This window comes from Inquilinus sp. (assembly GCF_039594555.1).
Lineage (GTDB): Bacteria > Pseudomonadota > Alphaproteobacteria > DSM-16000 > Inquilinaceae > Inquilinus.
Window position 1 is genome coordinate 1 of sequence record NZ_JBCNNF010000008.1, and the last position, 18,066, is coordinate 18,066.

17 protein-coding genes are annotated in these 18,066 nt (G+C 68.8%); 8 read left to right on the plus strand and 9 right to left on the minus strand.

What is annotated here, in order from left to right; all coding sequences use genetic code 11:
- Positions 1-159: 159 nt before the first annotated feature.
- From cysC to ABDW35_RS01670, 3 genes are read right to left on the minus strand one after another with little or no spacing between them, the layout of a single operon-like run.
- Positions 160-2,055, minus strand: a complete 1,896-nt coding sequence (gene cysC, locus ABDW35_RS01660; protein ID WP_343712104.1) for an adenylyl-sulfate kinase — start codon at positions 2,053-2,055, stop codon at positions 160-162.
- 1 nt (position 2,056) lies between these two features.
- Positions 2,057-2,851 (minus strand): sulfate adenylyltransferase subunit CysD, encoded by a 795-nt coding sequence (cysD, locus tag ABDW35_RS01665; protein ID WP_343712105.1) that lies wholly within the window; start codon positions 2,849-2,851, stop codon positions 2,057-2,059.
- 3 nt (positions 2,852-2,854) lie between these two features.
- Positions 2,855-3,598: a phosphoadenylyl-sulfate reductase gene (locus ABDW35_RS01670; RefSeq protein WP_343712106.1), complete on the minus strand. Its 744-nt coding sequence runs from the start codon at positions 3,596-3,598 to the stop codon at positions 2,855-2,857.
- 122 nt (positions 3,599-3,720) lie between these two features.
- Here ABDW35_RS01670 and ABDW35_RS01675 point away from each other — a divergent pair, with 122 nt between their 5' ends.
- Both ABDW35_RS01675 and ABDW35_RS01680 read left to right on the plus strand, forming a co-directional pair.
- Positions 3,721-5,439, plus strand: coding sequence for an NADPH-dependent assimilatory sulfite reductase hemoprotein subunit (locus ABDW35_RS01675; RefSeq protein ID WP_343712107.1), 1,719 nt, complete (start codon positions 3,721-3,723; stop codon positions 5,437-5,439).
- Entirely contained in the window at positions 5,440-6,009 is a 570-nt protein-coding gene (locus ABDW35_RS01680; RefSeq protein ID WP_343712108.1) for an NAD(P)-dependent oxidoreductase, read from the plus strand.
- A gap of 4 nt (positions 6,010-6,013) precedes the next feature.
- Here the strand turns inward: ABDW35_RS01680 and ABDW35_RS01685 are convergent, their stop codons facing one another.
- Together ABDW35_RS01685 and ABDW35_RS01690 are read right to left on the minus strand one after the other, a co-directional pair.
- Positions 6,014-6,463: a DMT family transporter gene (locus tag ABDW35_RS01685; RefSeq protein WP_343712109.1), complete on the minus strand. Its 450-nt coding sequence runs from the start codon at positions 6,461-6,463 to the stop codon at positions 6,014-6,016.
- Positions 6,463-6,975 (minus strand): N-acetyltransferase family protein, encoded by a 513-nt coding sequence (locus ABDW35_RS01690; protein WP_343712110.1) that lies wholly within the window; start codon positions 6,973-6,975, stop codon positions 6,463-6,465. The genes ABDW35_RS01685 and ABDW35_RS01690 overlap by 1 nt, the downstream gene beginning before the upstream one ends.
- Before the next feature lie 104 nt (positions 6,976-7,079).
- Between ABDW35_RS01690 and ABDW35_RS01695 the strand changes: the two genes are divergently transcribed.
- A complete protein-coding gene (locus tag ABDW35_RS01695; RefSeq protein ID WP_343712111.1) occupies positions 7,080-7,643 on the plus strand; it encodes an XRE family transcriptional regulator in 564 nt (187 codons plus the stop codon).
- A 6-nt stretch (positions 7,644-7,649) separates the two neighbouring features.
- Here ABDW35_RS01695 and ABDW35_RS01700 read toward each other — a convergent pair whose 3' ends face one another.
- Positions 7,650-8,123 (minus strand): Lrp/AsnC family transcriptional regulator, encoded by a 474-nt coding sequence (locus tag ABDW35_RS01700; protein ID WP_343712112.1) that lies wholly within the window; start codon positions 8,121-8,123, stop codon positions 7,650-7,652.
- Positions 8,124-8,253: 130 nt separating this feature from the next.
- On the opposite strand from ABDW35_RS01700, the gene ABDW35_RS01705 reads away from it, so the two are divergent.
- The gene (locus ABDW35_RS01705) at positions 8,254-8,676 is read left to right on the plus strand and encodes a DUF2000 domain-containing protein (RefSeq protein WP_343712113.1); all 423 of its coding nucleotides are present in this window, start codon (positions 8,254-8,256) and stop codon (positions 8,674-8,676) included.
- Here the strand turns inward: ABDW35_RS01705 and ABDW35_RS01710 are convergent.
- A complete protein-coding gene (locus ABDW35_RS01710; protein ID WP_343712114.1) occupies positions 8,673-8,939 on the minus strand; it encodes an acyl carrier protein in 267 nt (88 codons plus the stop codon). The genes ABDW35_RS01705 and ABDW35_RS01710 overlap by 4 nt on opposite strands.
- A gap of 379 nt (positions 8,940-9,318) precedes the next feature.
- On the opposite strand from ABDW35_RS01710, the gene ABDW35_RS01715 reads away from it, so the two are divergent.
- Positions 9,319-11,124 carry a calcium-binding protein gene (locus ABDW35_RS01715; protein ID WP_343712115.1) on the plus strand — a complete coding sequence of 602 codons (1,806 nt, stop codon included), beginning with the start codon at positions 9,319-9,321 and terminating at the stop codon, positions 11,122-11,124.
- Positions 11,125-11,231: 107 nt separating this feature from the next.
- Positions 11,232-11,681: a GNAT family N-acetyltransferase gene (locus ABDW35_RS01720; RefSeq protein WP_343712116.1), complete on the plus strand. Its 450-nt coding sequence runs from the start codon at positions 11,232-11,234 to the stop codon at positions 11,679-11,681.
- Positions 11,682-11,824: 143 nt separating this feature from the next.
- Here the strand turns inward: ABDW35_RS01720 and ABDW35_RS01725 are convergent, their stop codons facing one another.
- Positions 11,825-14,923, minus strand: coding sequence for an efflux RND transporter permease subunit (locus ABDW35_RS01725; RefSeq protein WP_343712117.1), 3,099 nt, complete (start codon positions 14,921-14,923; stop codon positions 11,825-11,827).
- A 24-nt stretch (positions 14,924-14,947) separates the two neighbouring features.
- Positions 14,948-16,114 (minus strand): efflux RND transporter periplasmic adaptor subunit, encoded by a 1,167-nt coding sequence (locus tag ABDW35_RS01730; RefSeq protein WP_343712118.1) that lies wholly within the window; start codon positions 16,112-16,114, stop codon positions 14,948-14,950.
- A gap of 251 nt (positions 16,115-16,365) precedes the next feature.
- Here ABDW35_RS01730 and ABDW35_RS01735 point away from each other — a divergent pair, with 251 nt between their 5' ends.
- Complete coding sequence (locus tag ABDW35_RS01735; RefSeq protein ID WP_343712119.1) at positions 16,366-17,286, plus strand: sulfite exporter TauE/SafE family protein; 921 nt, start codon at positions 16,366-16,368, stop codon at positions 17,284-17,286.
- Between the two features lie 3 nt (positions 17,287-17,289).
- Entirely contained in the window at positions 17,290-18,042 is a 753-nt protein-coding gene (locus ABDW35_RS01740) for a TIGR02186 family protein (protein WP_343712120.1), read from the plus strand.
- Positions 18,043-18,066 lie beyond the last annotated feature (24 nt).

The window sequence follows — 18,066 nt, forward strand, 5'->3', positions numbered from 1 at the left end:
CCCTTTCACCTCTCCTTGGGGAGAGGTCGAAATCGCGCAGCGATTTCGGGTGAGGGGGCGGCCCCGGCCCATCCCGATCGACACGACGCCCACCGAGAGCGACTCTTGAAAGCCCCTGGATCCTCGGGTCAAGCCCGAGGATGACAGCGAAGGGAGTGGCTAAATCGACGGATCCGCGTCCTCGCCCACCCGCTTGGCCGAGCCGGCGAAGCCGGTGATGGTGAAGGACTCCAGCAGGTCGATCGCCGCATCCAAAGGCATAGTGCCGGTGTCGATCGTCAGGTCCGGCGTCTCCGGCGCCTCGTAGGGGGCCGAGACGCCGGTGAAGCTCTGGATCTCGCCGCGGCGCGCCTTGGCGTAGAGGCCCTTGGGGTCGCGCTGCTCGCAGATCGCCAGGTCCGCCTTCACGAACACCTCGCGGAAGCCGTCGCCGATCACGTCGCCGGCCAAGGCGCGGTGCCAGCGCTCCGGCGAGATCAGGGCCACGATCGCGATCAGCCCGGCCTCGGCGAACAGCCGCGCCACCTCGGCCGCGCGGCGGACATTCTCGGCCCGGTCCTCGGTCGAGAAGCCGAGGTCGCGGCCGAGCCCGGTGCGCAGCGAATCGCCGTCCAGCACCGTCGCCTGCCAGCCGCGGGCGAACAGGCGGGATTCCAACGCCGTCGCCAGAGTCGACTTGCCGGCCCCGGACAGGCCGGTCAGCCAGACCACGCCGCCGCCATGGCCGTTGGCGACGCGCCGGGCCGCGGCATCGACCCGCCGCTCGGTCGGGAACAGCAGCCGGCTATCGGCCGTGGCGTCGAGGATGGTGACGCCACCCACGATGTCGTAGCCGTCGACCAGCACGCCGCGGCCGGTGCCCGGCAGGTCGGCATGGCGGTCGAAGGCGATGGCGGTACGGCCCACCACCTCGATCTCCGCCGTCTCGTTGCGCCGCACCAGCTCGGCCGTGCGGGTCTCCAGCGTGTGCACCTCGACGACATGGGCGATGCGCTCCACCGTCACCGTGTGCTCGGCCGTGGCCAGTCGCAGCGTCAGCCGGGCGCCGGGGCGCAGGGGCTCGCGCGCCAGCCAGAACAGGCGCAGCTTCAGCCGGGTGGCGGTCGCCGGCGCCTGCTCGACCAGCGTGGCGATCTGGCCGCGCTCGACGAAGACCGGCGGGTCCAGCGTCAGCCCGACCGCCTGGCCGGCCTTGGCGCTGGTGATCTCCGCCGCCGGCCAGCTCTCGATCGTGGCGATGCGGGCGATCTTGCCGGAGGGGGCGAAGCGCAGGGCCTGGCCGACCGCCAGCGCGCCGCTCTCGATCCGGCCGGCGACGATGCGCCGGTCGTCGAACTTGTAGACGTCCTGCACCGGCAGGCGCAGCGCCTGCTCGGTCGGCGCCGGCGCGGCCTCGAGCCCGTCCAGCGCCTCGACCAGCGACGGCCCGTCATGCCAGGGCATCAGCTTGGAGCGGCTGGCGATGTTCTCGCCGTGCCGGGCGGCCAGCGGCACCACCACCGCGGGGGTGATGCCGACGCTGCTGAGATAGGCCGAGATCTCGTCGGTCACCGCCTGGAAGCGGGCCTGGTCGTATTCCACCAGGTCCATCTTGTTGATCGCCACCACCACCTGGGTGATGCCGAGCAGGCCGAGGATCAGGGCATGGCGGCGCGACTGCTCCAGCGTGCCCTCGCGGGCATCGACCAGCAGCAGTGCCGCATCGGCCCCGGCGGCGCCGGAGACCATGTTCTTCAGGAACTCGGCATGGCCCGGCGCGTCGATCAGCACGTAGCGCCGGCGGGCGGTGCGGAACTGCACCTCGGCCGTGTCGATGGTGATGCCCTGGTCGCGCTCGGACTGCAGCGCGTCGATCAGGAACGACCATTCGAACGGCATGCCGCGCTTCTTGCTCATCGCCTCGACCGCGGTAACCCGCTCGGGGCCGAGCGTGCCGGTGTCGTGCAGCAGGCGACCGATCAGGGTCGACTTGCCGTGGTCGACATGCCCGGCGATGACGACGCGCAGGGTGCGGGCGGCGGCCAGCGCCGGGTGCAGGGCGACGATTCCGTCCATGTCACATATATCCCGCGCTGCGGAGGCGCTCGAAGCCGTCCTCGGTCTCGTTATCGATGATGCGGCCGGAGCGCTCGGAGACCTTGGTGGTCTCGAGCTCGGCGATGATCGCCTCGATCGTGTCGGCGTCGCTGGCCACCGGCAGGGTGATGTTCTTCTCGCCCAGCGAGCGGTAGCGCAACCCGTCCTTGGCCAGATACAGCGGCACGATCGGGATGCCCTCGCGCTGGGTGTAGCGCCAGACGTCGATCTCGGTCCATTTCAGGATCGGGTGGATCCGGACATGGGTGCCGGGCTCGAACCGGGTCTTGTACTGGCCCCAGAACTCCGCCGGCTGGTCGGCCACGTCCCAGGCGCCCTCGAAGCTGCGCGGGCTGAACACCCGCTCCTTCGCCCGGGTGCCCTGTTCGTCGCGGCGGATGCCGACGATGATGCCCTCGAAGCCCTCGCGCTGGATCACCGCCTTCAGCCCCTCGGTCTTGCGCGCCGCCGCCCGGCCGCCGGCGGCGAGGGTCTGGTCCATCTCCTCTTCCGGCGGGCAGTCCTCGACGATCAGCGGCAGGTTCCAGTCCCGCACCAGCTTGTCGCGGAACTCATAGACCTCCGGCAGCTCCATATGGGTGTCGAGCTGGATCAGCGGGAACGGGATATGGCCGAAGAACGCCTTGCGCAGCAGCCACAGGATCAAAGTCGAGTCCTTGCCGATGGACCACAAGAGCGCCAGCCGATCGATGCGGGCGAAGGCCTCGCGGAGAATGGTGATGCTCTCCGCTTCGAGTTCGTCGAGATGAGTCATGTCTTAAAGGAGCGTGACCTGGGAGGGGACGGGATCGGCGGGGCGGTGGATGCCGCATTCGGTCTTGGCCTGGCCAGACCAGCGGCCTGAGCGCGGGTCGGCGCCGGGCGCGACCCGCTCGGTACAGGGCATGCAGCCGATCGACAGGAAGCCGTCGGCCTCCAGCGGATGGTGCGGCAGGTCCCTGGCCTCGAACTCCGCGGCGACCCGGTCGGGCGACCAGCCGGCCAGCGGGTTGATCTTGAAGCGGCCCTCATCGGCGGCCCATTCCACCGCCGGCAGCGACGCGCGGGTGAGCGCCTGGAAGCGCTTGCGGCCGGTGATCCAGCCGCCGAAGCCGGCCAGCGCCCGCTCCAGCGGCTCGACCTTGCGCAGGGCGCAGCAGGCGTCGGGATCGCGCTGGAACAGCAGCAGGTCGGGGTCTCGCTTGGCGATTTCGGCGGGGTCCGGCCTGACCGAGCGCACATCCAGAAGTCCGAGCTGCGCGACCAGGCGGTCGCGGTAGCGCAGAGTCTCGCCGAAATGGCGCAGCGTGTCGAGGAAGACGACCGGCGTGGCCGGCGCGGCCTCGGCCACCAGCGCCAGCAGCACCGCCGCCTCGGTTCCGAAGGAGGACACCAGCGCGATGCGGCCGAGCCGCGGATCCGCCAGCGCCTTTTCGATCAATGCATGCCCGTCCAGCCCGTCGAATTCGGCGGCGATCAGCTCCTGATCGAGCTGCGATGATGCAGCGGCAGAGGCGGACATCGGGTGCTCATGGTCGGCAAAATCTCCAATTTCACTGTAAAATGGAGCATATTTGCTGATTGACTGTGTGTGAATCTGGAGACTAATGTCAACCATCAATTGTGGATAGAACGCCGCCGCCGATGTCCGCCGATCCGACCGCCGCCCCCGCGGCCACCCCGAAGCTTTCCGCCGTCGAAGGCGTGAAGGAACAGAGTCGATTCCTGCGCGGCGGCATCGCCGCCGACCTGCTCACGCCCGGTCCCTCGGTCACCGAGGAGAGCTATAACCTTCTGAAATTCCACGGAAGCTACGAGCAGTACGACCGTGACACCGCGACCGCGCGGAAGAAGCAGGGGCTGGAGAAGGAATACCAGTTCATGGTCCGCGCCCGCATCCCGGGCGGGCGGCTGACGGCCGAGCAGTACCTGGCGCTGGACGCCATCGCCGACAGGTACTCCAACGGAACGCTGCGGATTACCACGCGCCAGGGAATCCAGTTCCACGGCGTGTTGAAGGGAAATCTGAAGGCGACGATCGCCGACATCAATCATTCGATGCTGACCACCATGTCGGCCTGCGGCGACGTGGTGCGCAACGTCATGACCACCCCGGCGCCGATCCGCGACGCGGTGCATGCGCGGCTGGAAGCGGATGCCCGCTTCCTGTCGACGCGCCTCCTGCCGAAGAGCCGGGCCTATTACGAGATCTTCCTGGACGAGGAGAACGTCGTCCCGGCCGAATCGGTCGATGAGCCGCTGTACGGTGCCACCTATCTGCCGCGGAAATTCAAGATCGGCTTGGCCACGCCCGAGGACAACTCGATCGACCTGCTGACCCAGGACCTCGGCATCCTCTCGGTGTTCGAGGGCGACCATCTGGTCGGCTACAATCTCAATCTCGGCGGCGGCCAGGGGCTGACCCACACCAAGGTGGGCACCCATGCCCGCATGGCCTCGCCGATCGCCTCGGTCGGCCCGGGCGAGCTGCTGCAGGGCGCCGAGGCGGTGATCCGCCTGTACCGCGATCACGGCAACCGCGCCGACCGCAAGCGCGCCCGGCTGAAATACGTGCTGGACGACATGGGCCTCGACTGGACCCGGAAGGAACTGGAGCGCCAGTTCGGCCGGGTACTGGCCGACCCGCTGCCGCACGGCCCGTTCCAGGTGCCCGACCATCTCGGCTGGCACGAGCAGGGCGACGGCCGCTTCTGGCTGGGCCTGCCGGTCGCCAGCGGCCGGATCGAGGACGGCCCGAAGGTGCGGCTGCGCACCGCGCTGCGCGCCCTGTTCGAGAACTGGGCCAAGCCGTCGGTGCTGACGCCGCAGCAGGACATCCTGATCGCCGACATCGCGCCGGGTGAGCGGGACGAGATCGAGGCGCATCTGCGCAGCCACGGCGTGGTCTTCGCCGAGGACCTGACCGCGGTGCGGCGCTGGGCCCTGGCCTGCCCGGCCCTGCCGACCTGCGGCCTGGCCCTGTCGGAGGCCGAGCGCATCCGCGAGCCGCTGGTCGATTCGATCGAGGCCACCCTGCGCAAGCACGGGCTGATCGAGGAGCGGATCAGCATCCGCATCACCGGCTGCCCGAATGGCTGCGCCCGCCCTTATGCCGGCGATATCGGCCTGGTCGGCCGCACCCCCGGCACCTTCGCCCTGTTCGTCGGCGGCGATTTCGAGGGCACGCGGCTGAACGCCAAGCTGACCGAGAAGGTGCCGGAGGCGGCGATCGCCGACACGCTGGACCCGCTGTTCGGCGCCTTCGCGCAGGAGCGGCTGCCGGGAGAGGGCTTCGGCGACTGGTGCCACCGCCAGGGCATCGACAAGCTGGCCACGCTGCTGCCCGGTGGGAAGGCGCTCTAGATGCTGCCGATCTCCCTGTGCCCCGAGGCGGTGCCGGTCGCCCTGGCCGGTCGCGGCGACAAGGCAGTGCGCCGCCTTGCCCAGCTGGATGAGGGCGGCTTTACCGTCACCGTCTTCGCCGACGACCCGTCGCCCGACCTGGTGCTGGCCGCCGGTGACCGGCTGCGACGGCGCCTGCCGGGTGCCGCGGATCTGAGCACGCATCGCCTGCTGCTGGTGGCCGACCTGGACGAGGCGCCGTCGGCCGACCTCGCCATCCTGGCCCGCCGCCTGGGCCTGCTGGTCAACGTCGAGGATCGCACGGCCCTTTGCGACTTCCATTTGCCGGCGATCGTCCGCCGCGGCGACCTGGTGGTGGCGATCTCCACCGGCGGGCAGAGCCCGCGCCTGGCCGGCCGGCTGCGGCTGTTCGCCGAGCGGCTGATCCATCGCGACTGGGGTGCCCGCCTGGCCCGGCTGGGCCTGCTGCGCGCCGAGCTGCGGGCCCAGGGCAAGGCCCCGCACGAGATCGCCCGCGCCGTCGACGCCGTGATCGACGGCGAAGGCTGGCTGGGCCGGCCGGGGACCTGACGCCTCAGCCGCCGCGCCGCGCGACCAGCACGGCGCCCACCACCAGCAGCGCCGCGCCGAGGATCGGCAGCGCCTGGGCCGACAGGGCCGGGGCTCCGGGCTTCATCTGGTCGGCCGCCAGCCCGGCCACCAGCTGGCTGGCCACCAGAACGGCGATGGTCGGCGCCGCGCCCAGCCGCTGATAGCCAAGGATCCCGGCGAAGACGAAGACCGAGCCGAGCAGGCCCGGCAGCAGCGCCCAGGGGCGCAGCGCCGACGCGGCCTCGGCCACGCCGCCCGGGCCGGCGCGCAGCAGCAGCAGGGACAAGAGCAGCATCAGCCCGACGGCCGAGTTGGCCACCAGCGCCACCAGCACGGTCGGGGCCGACAGCGTGATCCGGACCATCAGTAGGTTCTGCAGCACCAGGCAGACGCCCGCGGCGGCCAGCAGCGCGACGGTGGCGGCGGCGCCCATCAGCCCTGGCCCTCCGGACCGTCCAGCCGCAGTTGCAGGAAGGCCAGGTCGAGCCAGCGGCCGAACTTCGTCCCGACCTCGCGCAGCACCCCGGCCGCCTCGAAACCCAGGCTCTCATGCAGCCGGATCGACGCGGTGTTGCCGGCCTCGATGCCGGCGACCATGACATGCTTGCCCAGCGCCCCGGCCCGCATGATCAGCTCCCGCATCAGCGCCCGGCCGATGCCGCCGCCGCGCCGGTCGCGGCGGACATAGACCGAATGCTCCACCGTGTGGCGATAGCCGTCCCAGGCGCGCCAGCCGCCGAAGGACGCATAGCCCTCCACATCCCCCTCATCGTTGACCGCCACCAGCACCGGGTAGCCGAGGCGCTGGCGTTCAGCCACCCAGGCGGCGCGGTCGGCGGCGTCGACCACGGTCTCGTTCCAGATCGCCGTCGTGTGCAGCACGGCATCATTGTAGATCTCGAGGATGCCGGAGATGTCCCCGGCCTCGGCGTTGCGGATGCGCATCTCACCCTGCCCTTGGTTCACCCCGCCCAAGATAAGCCCGCCGATCACAGCGTGCACTTTAGTGATACGCAGAGCTCGCATGGTCCACTATAGTAGACCACACCATGAACCCCGACGGCATCGACCGGCGCATCGGCGCCCGCATCCGCATCGAGCGGGAGAGCCGTGGCTGGTCGCTCTCCGACCTCGCCGTCCGCGCCGGCATCTCCCGCGCCATGGTGTTCAAGGTCGAGCGCGGCGAGAGCAGCCCGACCGCCAACCTGCTTGGCAAGCTGTCCGGCGCCTTCGGCCTGAGCATGTCGACCCTGATGGCGCGGGCCGAGATGCAGCAGGGCCGGCTGTCGCGGAAGGCCGAGCAGCCGGTGTGGACCGACCCGCAGACGGGATATCTGCGCCGTCACGTCTCGCCGCGCACCGACCTGCCGCTGGATCTCGTTCGGATCGAGCTGCCGGCCGGGCGCGCGGTGCCGATGCCGGCCTCGGCCTATGCCTTCCAGCGCCAGCTGATCTGGGTGCTGGAGGGGGAGTTGGTCTTCGTCGAGGGCACGGTGCGGCACACGATGGCGGCCGGCGATTGCCTGGAGCTCGGCCCGCCGGTTGGCTGCGTCTTCCGCAACGACAGCGACGGCCCCTGCACCTATGCCGTGGTGGTGCTGCGCCAGGGGTGAGCGGCGTCAGGGGCCGGCGAGCGGGAAGCCCTGGAACGGCTTGATTTCTTTCAGCACGAACATGGTCTGCATCTCCTTGATCCCCGGCAGGCGGCGGACCACGGCCATGGCGAAGTCGGCATAGCTGTCGAGGTCGGGGGCGACGACCTGCAGCAGGAAGTCCGAATCCCCGGCGATGCTGTAACAGGCGACGACCTCCCGGATCTGGCGGACGCTCTCCGAGAACTCCTCCGCCTCCTCGGCGCTGTGGCTGCCGATCCGGACCCGGATGAAGGCGAGGACGCCGAGGCCGATGCGCCGCCGGTCCAGCACCGCGCGGTAGCCCCGGATCACCCCCTCCTCCTCCAGCTGCCGCACCCGGCGCCAGCAGGGCGAGGTCGACAGCCCGACCTCGGCCGACAGCGCCTGGTTGGTCAGGCGCCCGTCCTGCTGCAGGGCGGCGAGGATGCGGCGGTCGACGGACTCGAGTGGGTTCGACATGATCTACCGAGAATAAGGCCTGCTTAGGTAAATCCTACCGAAATTGCGCCTCTCAGCACAATCATAGGCAGGATTATCCAGCAGGCCAGCGCTATCCTTCCAGGCGCATCCACCGCCCACGAAAGCCGCCATGACCCAGGATCTGCGCCTCGCCATCGTCGTCAATCCGGAGCTGCCGGTGGGGCTGATCGCCAACACCGCCGGCGCCATCGCCATCGGCCTGGGCGCGAAGCTGCCGACCCTGGCGGCGCGGCAACTGACCGATCGTCACGACCGCACCATCGATATCAGCTCGAACCAGCCGGTGCCGGTGCTGCAGGCCGATGCGCCAGCGATCCGGGCACTGCTCTTGAAGGCGCTGGCCCGGCCGGACGAGGGCGAGCGGGCGGTGGTGCCGTTCCCGGCCTTCGCCCGGTCGCAGCATGTCTATGCCGACTACGAGGCCGGCTTCCCCAGCCGCGACCTGGCCGAGGAGACGATCGACGGCCTCGGCCTCGCCGGCCCGGCGAAATGGGTCCGCTCGCTGACCGGCGCGCTGAAGCTGCTGCGCTAGGCCGCCGGCGGCGCCTGCGCCGCCAGAGCCCAGGAGAGCTCGCCGACCGTACGGCTCCGGAGGACCAGTCCGGAGGGCACCTCGATCCCCAGCTTCTCCCGCAAGCCGGAGGCGAGTTGCACTGCCAATATCGAATTCAGGCCGCAATCCGGGAGGTCCCTGGAGAGGTCGATATCCTCGGCCTCCATGCCCAGGAGAGGGGCTAGGAGATCCCGGGCGGCAGCCTGAATCTGCTCTTGGGTCGGCCTGGTACCGTTCGTCATGACCCTATCCCTTTCTGTCGATGAGCAGGCTATCAGCGTCGCAGCAGCCGCGGCTGCCCCCGCAAAAACATAAATTCATTTGCACATATACTGTCAGATCGTACGGCGCCTCACAAATATATTACATATCGGCCCGACTATCTAAATAAAATCAAAACCAAATATGAATTACATTCGCTTGTTCAATACCGAATTCGAGGATCCACCTCCGAAAATCGCATCGATGCCGCCGTGATGCCGACGTGACGACATCTGGCACGATTGACGCGAATTTGCACAATTTCCTATGATGCGGCTATCCGATGCCATCGCCCTGGTGTCCTCTCCGGCCAATTTGCGGCCGCTCCCATCGGGCGATCATTTTCACAAGGAGATAGGAATGACCATCCCGGGCACCTTGGATAAAAGCGGCCTTCCGTTCACGCCGGACCAGGACGGCATCTATGTCAGTTATTCCGAAACAAATATCCAGTCCATATTCTACCAGGGCGGGAACGAAGCCTATCTTGATGGCGGATATGCCAATATCATCGGAACGAACGGCAAGGACAGCATCAAGGGCCAGGATGGTAACGTCATCAATCACTTCAACGGATTGGACGGAGACGACATCCTGTACGGCTATGGTGGCGATGATTATCTGGACGGCGGCGCCGGCAACGACACGCTCTGGGGCGAGAAAGGCGCCGATACGCTGATCGGTGGCGACGGCAATGACATAGTCTATTACTTCACGAGCACCGTCGGCGTGACGATCAACCTGGCGACCGGGGCGGCCAGCGGCGGCGATGCCGAGGGCGATTTCCTGACCGGCATCGAGAATGTCTTCGGATCCGACTTGAACGACGTCCTGACCGGCGACGCCGGCGTCAACCGGCTGCTCGGCGGCTATGGGGACGATATTCTCAACGGCGGAGCCGGAGCCGACGAGCTCTACGGGCACGACGCCGGCGCGGTCCACCCCGCCGGCGTCGACCGGGTGGAGTACGCAACCTCCCTGGCCGGGGTGACGGTGAACCTGGCCACCAACATCAACACGGGCGGGGACGCGGAGGGCGACAAGCTCTACGGGATCCAGAATCTCGGAGGGTCGAATCTCGCCGACAGCCTGACCGGCGATGCCGGCGCCAACACGCTGTGGGGCCATGATGGCAACGACATCCTCGCCGGGGGCGCCGGCAACGATGCCCTCTATGGCGAGGCCGGGGCCGACACGCTGCAGGGCGGCGACGGCGACGACCTGCTGATCGGCGGCGACGGGGCCGATGTGCTGAACGGCGGCGCCGGCAACGACACCGCCAACTATGCCGAGGCCGGCGCCGCGGTGACGCTGAGCCTTGCCAGTGGCGGGACGGGCGGCGTCGCGGCCGGGGACAGCTTCACCGGCGTCGAGAACGTGCTGGGCTCGGGCTTCGACGATGCCATCAGGGGCGATGCGGGCGCCAATGTGCTGCGCGGCCTGGTCGGCGCGGACCGCCTGTATGGCGGCGACGGCGCCGACACCCTGACCGGCGACGCCGGCAATGATTCCCTCTACGGCGAGGCCGGGGCCGACGCGCTGCAGGGCGGCGATGGCGACGACTACCTGACGGGGGGCGCCGGGGCCGACGCGCTGAACGGCGGCAACGGCACCGATATCGCGATGTACGATTCGGCGACGGCGGCGGTGACGGTCAACCTCGCCACCGGCGGCAGCGCCGGCGACGCCACGGGGGATACCTACAGCGGCGTCGAGAACGCGATGGGATCGGCCTATGCCGACACCGTCACCGGCAATGCCGGCGCCAACGCGCTGTGGGGCCTGGCCGGCAACGACGTGCTGAACGGAGGCGCCGGCGCGGATGCGCTGAAGGGCGGTCTCGGCGCCGATATCTTCGTCTACACGGCGATCTCCGACAGCACCGTGGCGGCGGCCGGGCGGGACAGTATCAACGACTTCTCGCATGTCGAGAGCGACCGCATCGATCTCGGCGCCATCGATGCCGACGGCAACGCCGGCAACGGCGACACCGCCTTCACCTTCCTCGGCAGCGGCAACTTCACCGGGGCGGGACACGAGGTGCGCCTGACCTTCAGCGGCGGCGTCCAGGTCGTGCTGGCCGATGTGAACGGCGACAAGGTCGCCGACATGGCCATCGCCGTCACCAGCGCCACCACCCTGGTCGCCGGCGACTTCGTGCTATAGCGACTCCGGCCCTGCCGCCGGAGACCGGCGACGCATCAAAAACTGCCTGTGCCGGCGGGCCTGGCCCAGCCACGGCCCTGCCGGCACAGGCGCAGCCGGAGAACGGCATGGCATCCGGGATCATGATCCGCACCGCGCGGCCGGAGGACCGGGACGTCCTCGGCGCCCTCAAGCTGCGCGCCTCCCTGGCCTGGGGCGACCATGTCGAGACGCTGCGGGCGCTGCCCGAGGCGCGGGAGGTCCCCTCCGAGCACCTGCCCGCGATCCTCGTCGCGGAGCTGGACGGCACGATCACCGGCTTCGCCACGGTGCTGCCGCGCGACGACGGCGCGGCCGATCTGGAGGATCTGTTCGTCGACCCCGCCGCCTGGGGCCGGGGCATCGGTCGGCGGCTGCTGGCGGAGGCCGAAGCACGCGCCGCCCGGCTCGGCGCCGATGCGCTGCATGTCGTCGCCGGCGACCGGGCCCGCCCCTTCTACGAGCGCTGCGGCTTCCGGATCACCGGCCCGGTGATGACCGATCTCGAGCCCGCCTCGGCGCTGCGGAAGGGTCTGTAGCCGGCAGGAGAGGTGAAGCGAGGAGCCGGCCCGCAACCTAGCAAAATCTTGTCATCCCCGCGGAAGCGGGGATCTCTCACCATGCGAACGGCGTGAGATTTCCGCTTTCGCGGGAATGACGGCCGACGGATAGGGATCCGCCCCTATTCCGCCGGCTTGGGATGGGCCAGCGTGTCCTCCTCGACCACACGATGATGGTCGCGGGCGAGGTAGGTGTAGACCATCGGCACCACGAACAGGGTGAACAGCGTGCCGATCGACATGCCCGATGCGATCACCAGGCCGATCGAGAAGCGCGCCGCGGCGCCGGCGCCGGTGGCGTAGAGCAGCGGCACCACGCCCAGCACCATCGCCGCCGTGGTCATCAGGATCGGCCGCAGCCGGATGGCCGCCGACTGCTCGATCGCGTCGCGCCGCGACAGGCCCTGCTGCTCCTGCAGCGTGTTCGCGAACTCGACCATCAGGATGCCGTGCTTGGTGATCAGCCCGACCAGGGTGATCAGCCCGATCTGGGTGTAGATGTTGATGCTGGCGCCGGTGAGCTGGAGGATCGAGCCGAGATTCAGCACCGCCAGCGCGCCGAAAATCGACAGCGGCACCGACATCATGATGATCAGCGGGTCGCGGAAGCTTTCGAACTGCGCCGCCAGCACCAGGAAGATCACGATCACCGCGAAGGCGAAGGCGATCATCACCGTATTGCCTTCGGTGACGTATTGCCGCGAATCGCCCTCGTAGTCGTATGTCACGCCGCGCGGCAGGATCCGGTCCGCCGTCTGCTGCAGGAAGGTCAGCGCCTGGCCGAGGGTGACGATCACCGGCGTCGGCACGCCCTGGATGGTCGAGCTGTTCAGCTGGTTGAACTGGGAGAAGGAGTTCGCCGTCGCCTGCGTCTTCAGCGTCACCACCGAAGACAGCGGGATCAGCTCGCCGCCGGCGGTGCGGACGAAGTACTTGTTCAGCTCCTCCGGGTTCAGCCGGCTCTCCTGCGCCACCTGCGGGATCACCTTGTAGCTGCGGTTGTCGCGGTCGAAGCGGCCGATATCGTTGCCGCCGAGCATGACGTTCAGCGTCGTGCCGATGTCGTTCATGTTGATGCCCAGCGCCGCCGCCTTGTTGCGGTCGATCTCGACCGACAGCTCCGGCCGGTCGAAGGCCAGGGTGGCGTTGGCGAACAGGAACAGGCCGCTCTTGCGTGCCTCGTTGGCGATCTGCTGCGCCAGCTCGTAGACCAGCTGCGGCGAACCGGGGGCCTTGATCACGAACTGCACCGGCGGGCCGCCGCTGGAGCCGGGCAATGCCGGCGGGGTGACGGCGAAGCCCTCGACCCCGGCGATGCCGCTGACCACGCCCTGGACCTGGGCCTGGATCTCGGCGCCGCTGCGGGTGCGCTCGCCCCACGGCTTGAAGGTCATGCCGCCGAAGCCGGAGGCCAGCGAACCGGCGCCATTGACCGAGAAGATTGCGTCATGCTCCGGGATCGCCTGCAGGTCGCGGATCAGCTTGTCGCTGAATCGGTTCATGTATTCCAGATTGGCGTAGCGCGGCCCTTCGAGGATCATGAACACGAAGCCCTGGTCCTCCTCCGGCGCCAGCTCGCTCGGCGTGTTCACGAACAGGAAGGCCGAGGCACCCAGCAGCACGACCGCCAGGAAGATGGTCACCGGCCGGTAGTTCAGCGAGCTATGCAGCCGCCGGTGGTACCAGCCCTGCAGCCCGGTGAAGAAGCGGTCGACCGTCCGCTGGAACCGGCCGGCGCCCGCGCCATGCGGCTTCAGCAACTTGCTGGTCATCATCGGCGACAGGGTCAGCGCGACGATGCCGGAGATGATGACGGCGCCGGCCAGGGTGAAGGCGAATTCACGGAACAGCGCCCCGGTCAGGCCGGTGGCGAAGCCGATCGGGGCATAGACCGCGGCCAGGGTGATGGTCATCGACACCACCGGCCCGGCGATCTCCGCCGCGCCCTTCAGCGCCGCCTGCCTGGGCGTCAGCCCCTCCTCGATATGGCGGTGGATGTTCTCCACCACGACGATGGCGTCGTCGACCACCAGGCCGATCGCCAGCACCATGGCCAGGAGGGTCAGCGTGTTGATCGAGTATCCCAGCGCGTAGAGGCAGAACAGCACGCCGACCAGCGACAGCGGGATGGTGATGACCGGAATGATCACGGCGCGGAACGAGCCGAGGAACAGCAGGATGACGACGACCACGATCGCCACCGCCTCGGGGATGGTCTTGCCGACCTCCCAGATCGAGGCCTCGATGAACTCGGTGGCGTCGTAGACGATCTCGCCGCGCATGCCCTCCGGCATCTGGCGCACGATGTCCTGCATCGCCGCGCGGACATTGGCCGCCGTGGTCAGCGGGTTGGCCGCGGGGGTCGGGTTGATGGCGACGAAGATCGCCTCGCGCCCGTTGAAGGTGACCCGAGAATCGTAGTTCTCGCTGCCCAGCTCGACCCGGGCCACGTCCTTCAGCCGGACGATGTTGGATCCGTCGGAGCGCACCACCAGGTCGCCGAACGCCTCGGCCGTGCGCAGCGTCGTGTCGGTGCGGATGGCGAAGGTGACCAGCTCGCCCTCGGTGCGGCCCGGCGCGGACTGGAAGTTGTTCGCCCGGATCGCCGTCACCACGTCGGCCGCGGTGACCTGGCGCGACGCCAGCCGCATCGGGTCGACCCAGACCCGCATGGCGAAGCTCTTGGCGCCCAGGATCTCGGCCTTGGCCACGCCCTCGGTGGTCGACAGCTGCGGCTGCACCACCCGGGTAATGTATTCCGTCACCTCCTCCGGCGACATCCGGTCGCTGTCCAGCGCGATGTACTGGATGGCGATGTCCTGGCCGGTGCCCTTCACCACCACCGGATCCTTCGACTCGTCCGGCAGGTCGTTGCGGACCTGCTGCACCTTGGTCAGCACCTCGGTCAGCGCCGCATCCGGGTTGGCGTTCAGCTTCATGTGCACCGACACGGTGCTGACGCCCTGGACGGAGGAGGAGGTGACGTAGTCCAGCCCCTCGGTGCTGGCCACCGCCTGCGCGATCGGGGTGGTGATGAAGCCCTGCATCAGGTCGGCGCTGGCGCCGGGATAGGCGGTGGTGATGGTGATCACCGTCTCCTCGGTCTTCGGGAACTGGCGCACCGGCAGCGTCGCCAGCCCCTGGATGCCGAGCAGCAGGATCAGGAGGCTGATCACCGAGGCCAGGACCGGCCTGCGGATGAAGATCGAGGTGAAGTTCATGGCGGTCCCCCTTCCCAGCCCGGCTTAGGAGCCGGCCTGCGGCGGACGGGTGGGATCGACCGAGTTGTCGATCACCACCGGGAAGCCGTTCTGCAGCTTGAGCTGGCCGGAGGTGACGACCTGATCGCCCGCCTTCACGCCCTCGACGATCTCGGCGATGGCGCCCTGGCGCTGGCCGACCCGGACGAAGACCTGCTCGACCGTCAGCTGCGGCCCGGCCGGCGCCTGGCCCTGCCCGGCATCGCCGGCAGGCTGTTTCTGCTGGCCGGCCCCAGCCTGCTTCTCGCGGACCACGAAGACGGTGTCGCCATAAAGGCTGAAGGTGATCGCGGTCTGCGGCACGGTCACCACATTCGGCCGCTCCGGCAGGATCAGCCGGACATTGGCGAAGAAGCCCGGGCGCAACTTGAGGCTGGGGTTGTCGATGGTGGCCCGCACCTTGACCATCCGGCTGGCGGTGTCGACCACCGGCTCGATGCCGCTGACCTGGCCGCGGAACACCTCGTTCGGGAAGGCGTCGGCCCGCACCTCGACCTTCTGGCCCTGGCTGATCCGGCTGAACGCCTGCTCCGGCAGGGTGAAGTCGGCATAGACCTGGTCCAGGCGCTGCAGCGTCACCAGCGGATCGCCGGCGGCGACGTAGCGGCCGACATCGATCTTGCGGATGCCGACGATGCCGGGGAACGGCGCGGACACTGCCTTCTTGTCGATCGTCGCCTGGGCGCGGGCGATCTGGGCCTGGGCCTTCAAGAGCTCGGCATTGGCGTTGTCGAGGTCGGATTGCGGTGCGTTGCCGCGCGAGCGCAGCGACGACACACGGTCCAGGGTGCGCTGCGCCAGGTCCATCGCGGCCTGGTACAGGCGCAGATCGGCCTGGTCGATCGAATCGTCCAACTGCACCAGCCGCTGGCCGGCCTGCACGGTGTCGTTGGCCTTGAAGTCGATCGACTTGACCGTGCCCGGCACCTCGAAGGCGACGTCGATGCCCTCGACCGCGGAGATCGAGCCGATGCCCTCGAGATAGTCGGTCCAGGTCTTCGTCTCGGCCTTGGCGGCGGAGACGGCGACCGGCGGGATCTGCGGGTTGGCGAACATCTCCGCCACCACCCGGTCGCGCATGAGGTTCATGCCGACCAGCGCACCGACGACGATGACCAGGCCGATGCCGACCAGGAAGAAGCGGAGAATCATGTGGGAACCGTCTCCCTGCCTGCAGCAGATCGTTGCCGGGCCGTGCCGTGAATCGAGAGGCGCGCCACCATACACCAGAGTGTTACAGTTGACATAATCGGAAACATACATGCCTGTACGTCATAGGTAACCGACAGATCCATGCGCGGATTGCATCGCCTCGGCGCCGTCGCCGCCCTGGCGCCATCGGTCTTCGCATCCGCCCCCGCACCGACTAAGGTGCCGGTGGGACTGGGACGGGACCCTGCGCCATGCAAGTCTATCTGCCGATCGCCGAGGTCTCGGTGAATGCCCTGCTGATTCTCGGCATGGGCGGGCTCGTCGGGTTCCTGTCCGGCCTGTTCGGCGTCGGCGGTGGCTTTTTGATGACGCCGCTCTTGATCTTCATCGGCATCCCGCCGGCGGTCGCGGTCGGCACCCAGGCCAACCAGCTGGTCGCGGCCAGCGTCTCCGGCATGCTGGCGCATTGGCGGCGCGGCAATGTCGACCTGAAGATGGGGCTGGTGCTGCTGGCCGGCAGCGTGATCGGCAGCGTGCTGGGCGTCCGCCTGTTCGGCCTGCTGCAGCTGCTGGGCCAGATCGACCTGGCCATCAACCTGTTCTACCTGCTGTTCCTGGGCACGGTCGGTGGGCTGATGCTGGTCGAGAGCCTGCGGTCGATGCTGCGCCAGCGCCGGTCGCCCGGGCAGCGGCGCAAGCTGCACAAGCACGGCTGGTTCCACGGCCTGCCCTTCAAGACCCGGTTCCCGAAATCGCGGCTGTATATCAGCGCCCTGGCCCCGATCGCGATCGGCGCGCTGGGCGGCTTCCTGACCGCGATCATGGGCATCGGCGGCGGCTTCATCCTGGTGCCGGCGATGATCTACCTGCTGGGCATGCCGGCCTCGCTGGTGGCCGGCACCTCGCTGTTCCAGATCATCTTCACCACCGCCCTGGTCTGCTTCCTGCAGGCGCTGCAGAACCAGACGGTCGACGTGCTGCTGGCCCTGCTGCTGCTGGCCGGCGGGGTGATCGGCGCCCAGTTCGGCACCCATGCCAGCGGCCGGCTGCGCGGCGACCAGGCCCGCGCGCTGCTGGCCACGCTGGTGCTGATCATCTGCATCAAGGTCGGGTTCGACCTGATCGGCACGCCCGCCGACCTGTTCACCGTCGCCATGCGCCGGGGGGGCTGAGCCGTGCGGCGCTTCCTCCTCGCCGTCGCCGTCTGGGCCGCGGCGCTGGGCCTGTGCCGGCCCGGCACGGCCCAGGACCTGGTGGCCGACCTGTCGGACCATGTCATCGCCATCAACACCGGCTTCACCGGCACCAGGGTCCTGCTGTTCGGCGCCACCGAGGGCGAGGGCGACGTGGCGGTGGTGGTGCGCGGCCCGGTCGACCGCGCCACGGTGCGCGAGAAGGACCGTGTCGCCGGCATCTGGTTGAACCATGCCAGCATGAAGTTCAGCAACGTCCCCGGCTTCTACGCCGTGGCCTCGAGCAAGCCGCTGGAGCAGTTGGCGCCGCCCAATGTGCTGGAGCGCGCCGGCATTGGCCTGCGATACCTGCAGCTGATCCCCGGCGAGGACGACCGCGAGGCCGGGCCGGAGGCGATCGGCGCCTATCGCGACGCGCTGATCCGCGGCCTGCAGCGGGAGGGCCTGTATGTCACCGACACCGGCCAGGTCAGCTTCCTCAGCGGCCGGCTGTTCCGCACCCGGATCGAGTTTCCCGCCAATGTCCCGACCGGCCAGTACCAGGTCGAGGCCTATCTGTTCCGCGGCGGCCAGGTGGTCGACGCCCAGACCACGCCGCTGATCATCGGCAAGGTCGGGCTGGGCGCCGAGATCTACCAGTTCGCGCAGGACGAGCCGGCGCTGTACGGCCTGGCCGCCATCTTCGTCGCCGTCGCCGCCGGCTGGCTGGCCAGCGTCGTCTTCCGCCGCGCCTGATCCCTTCCCATCTATCGAGGGAAC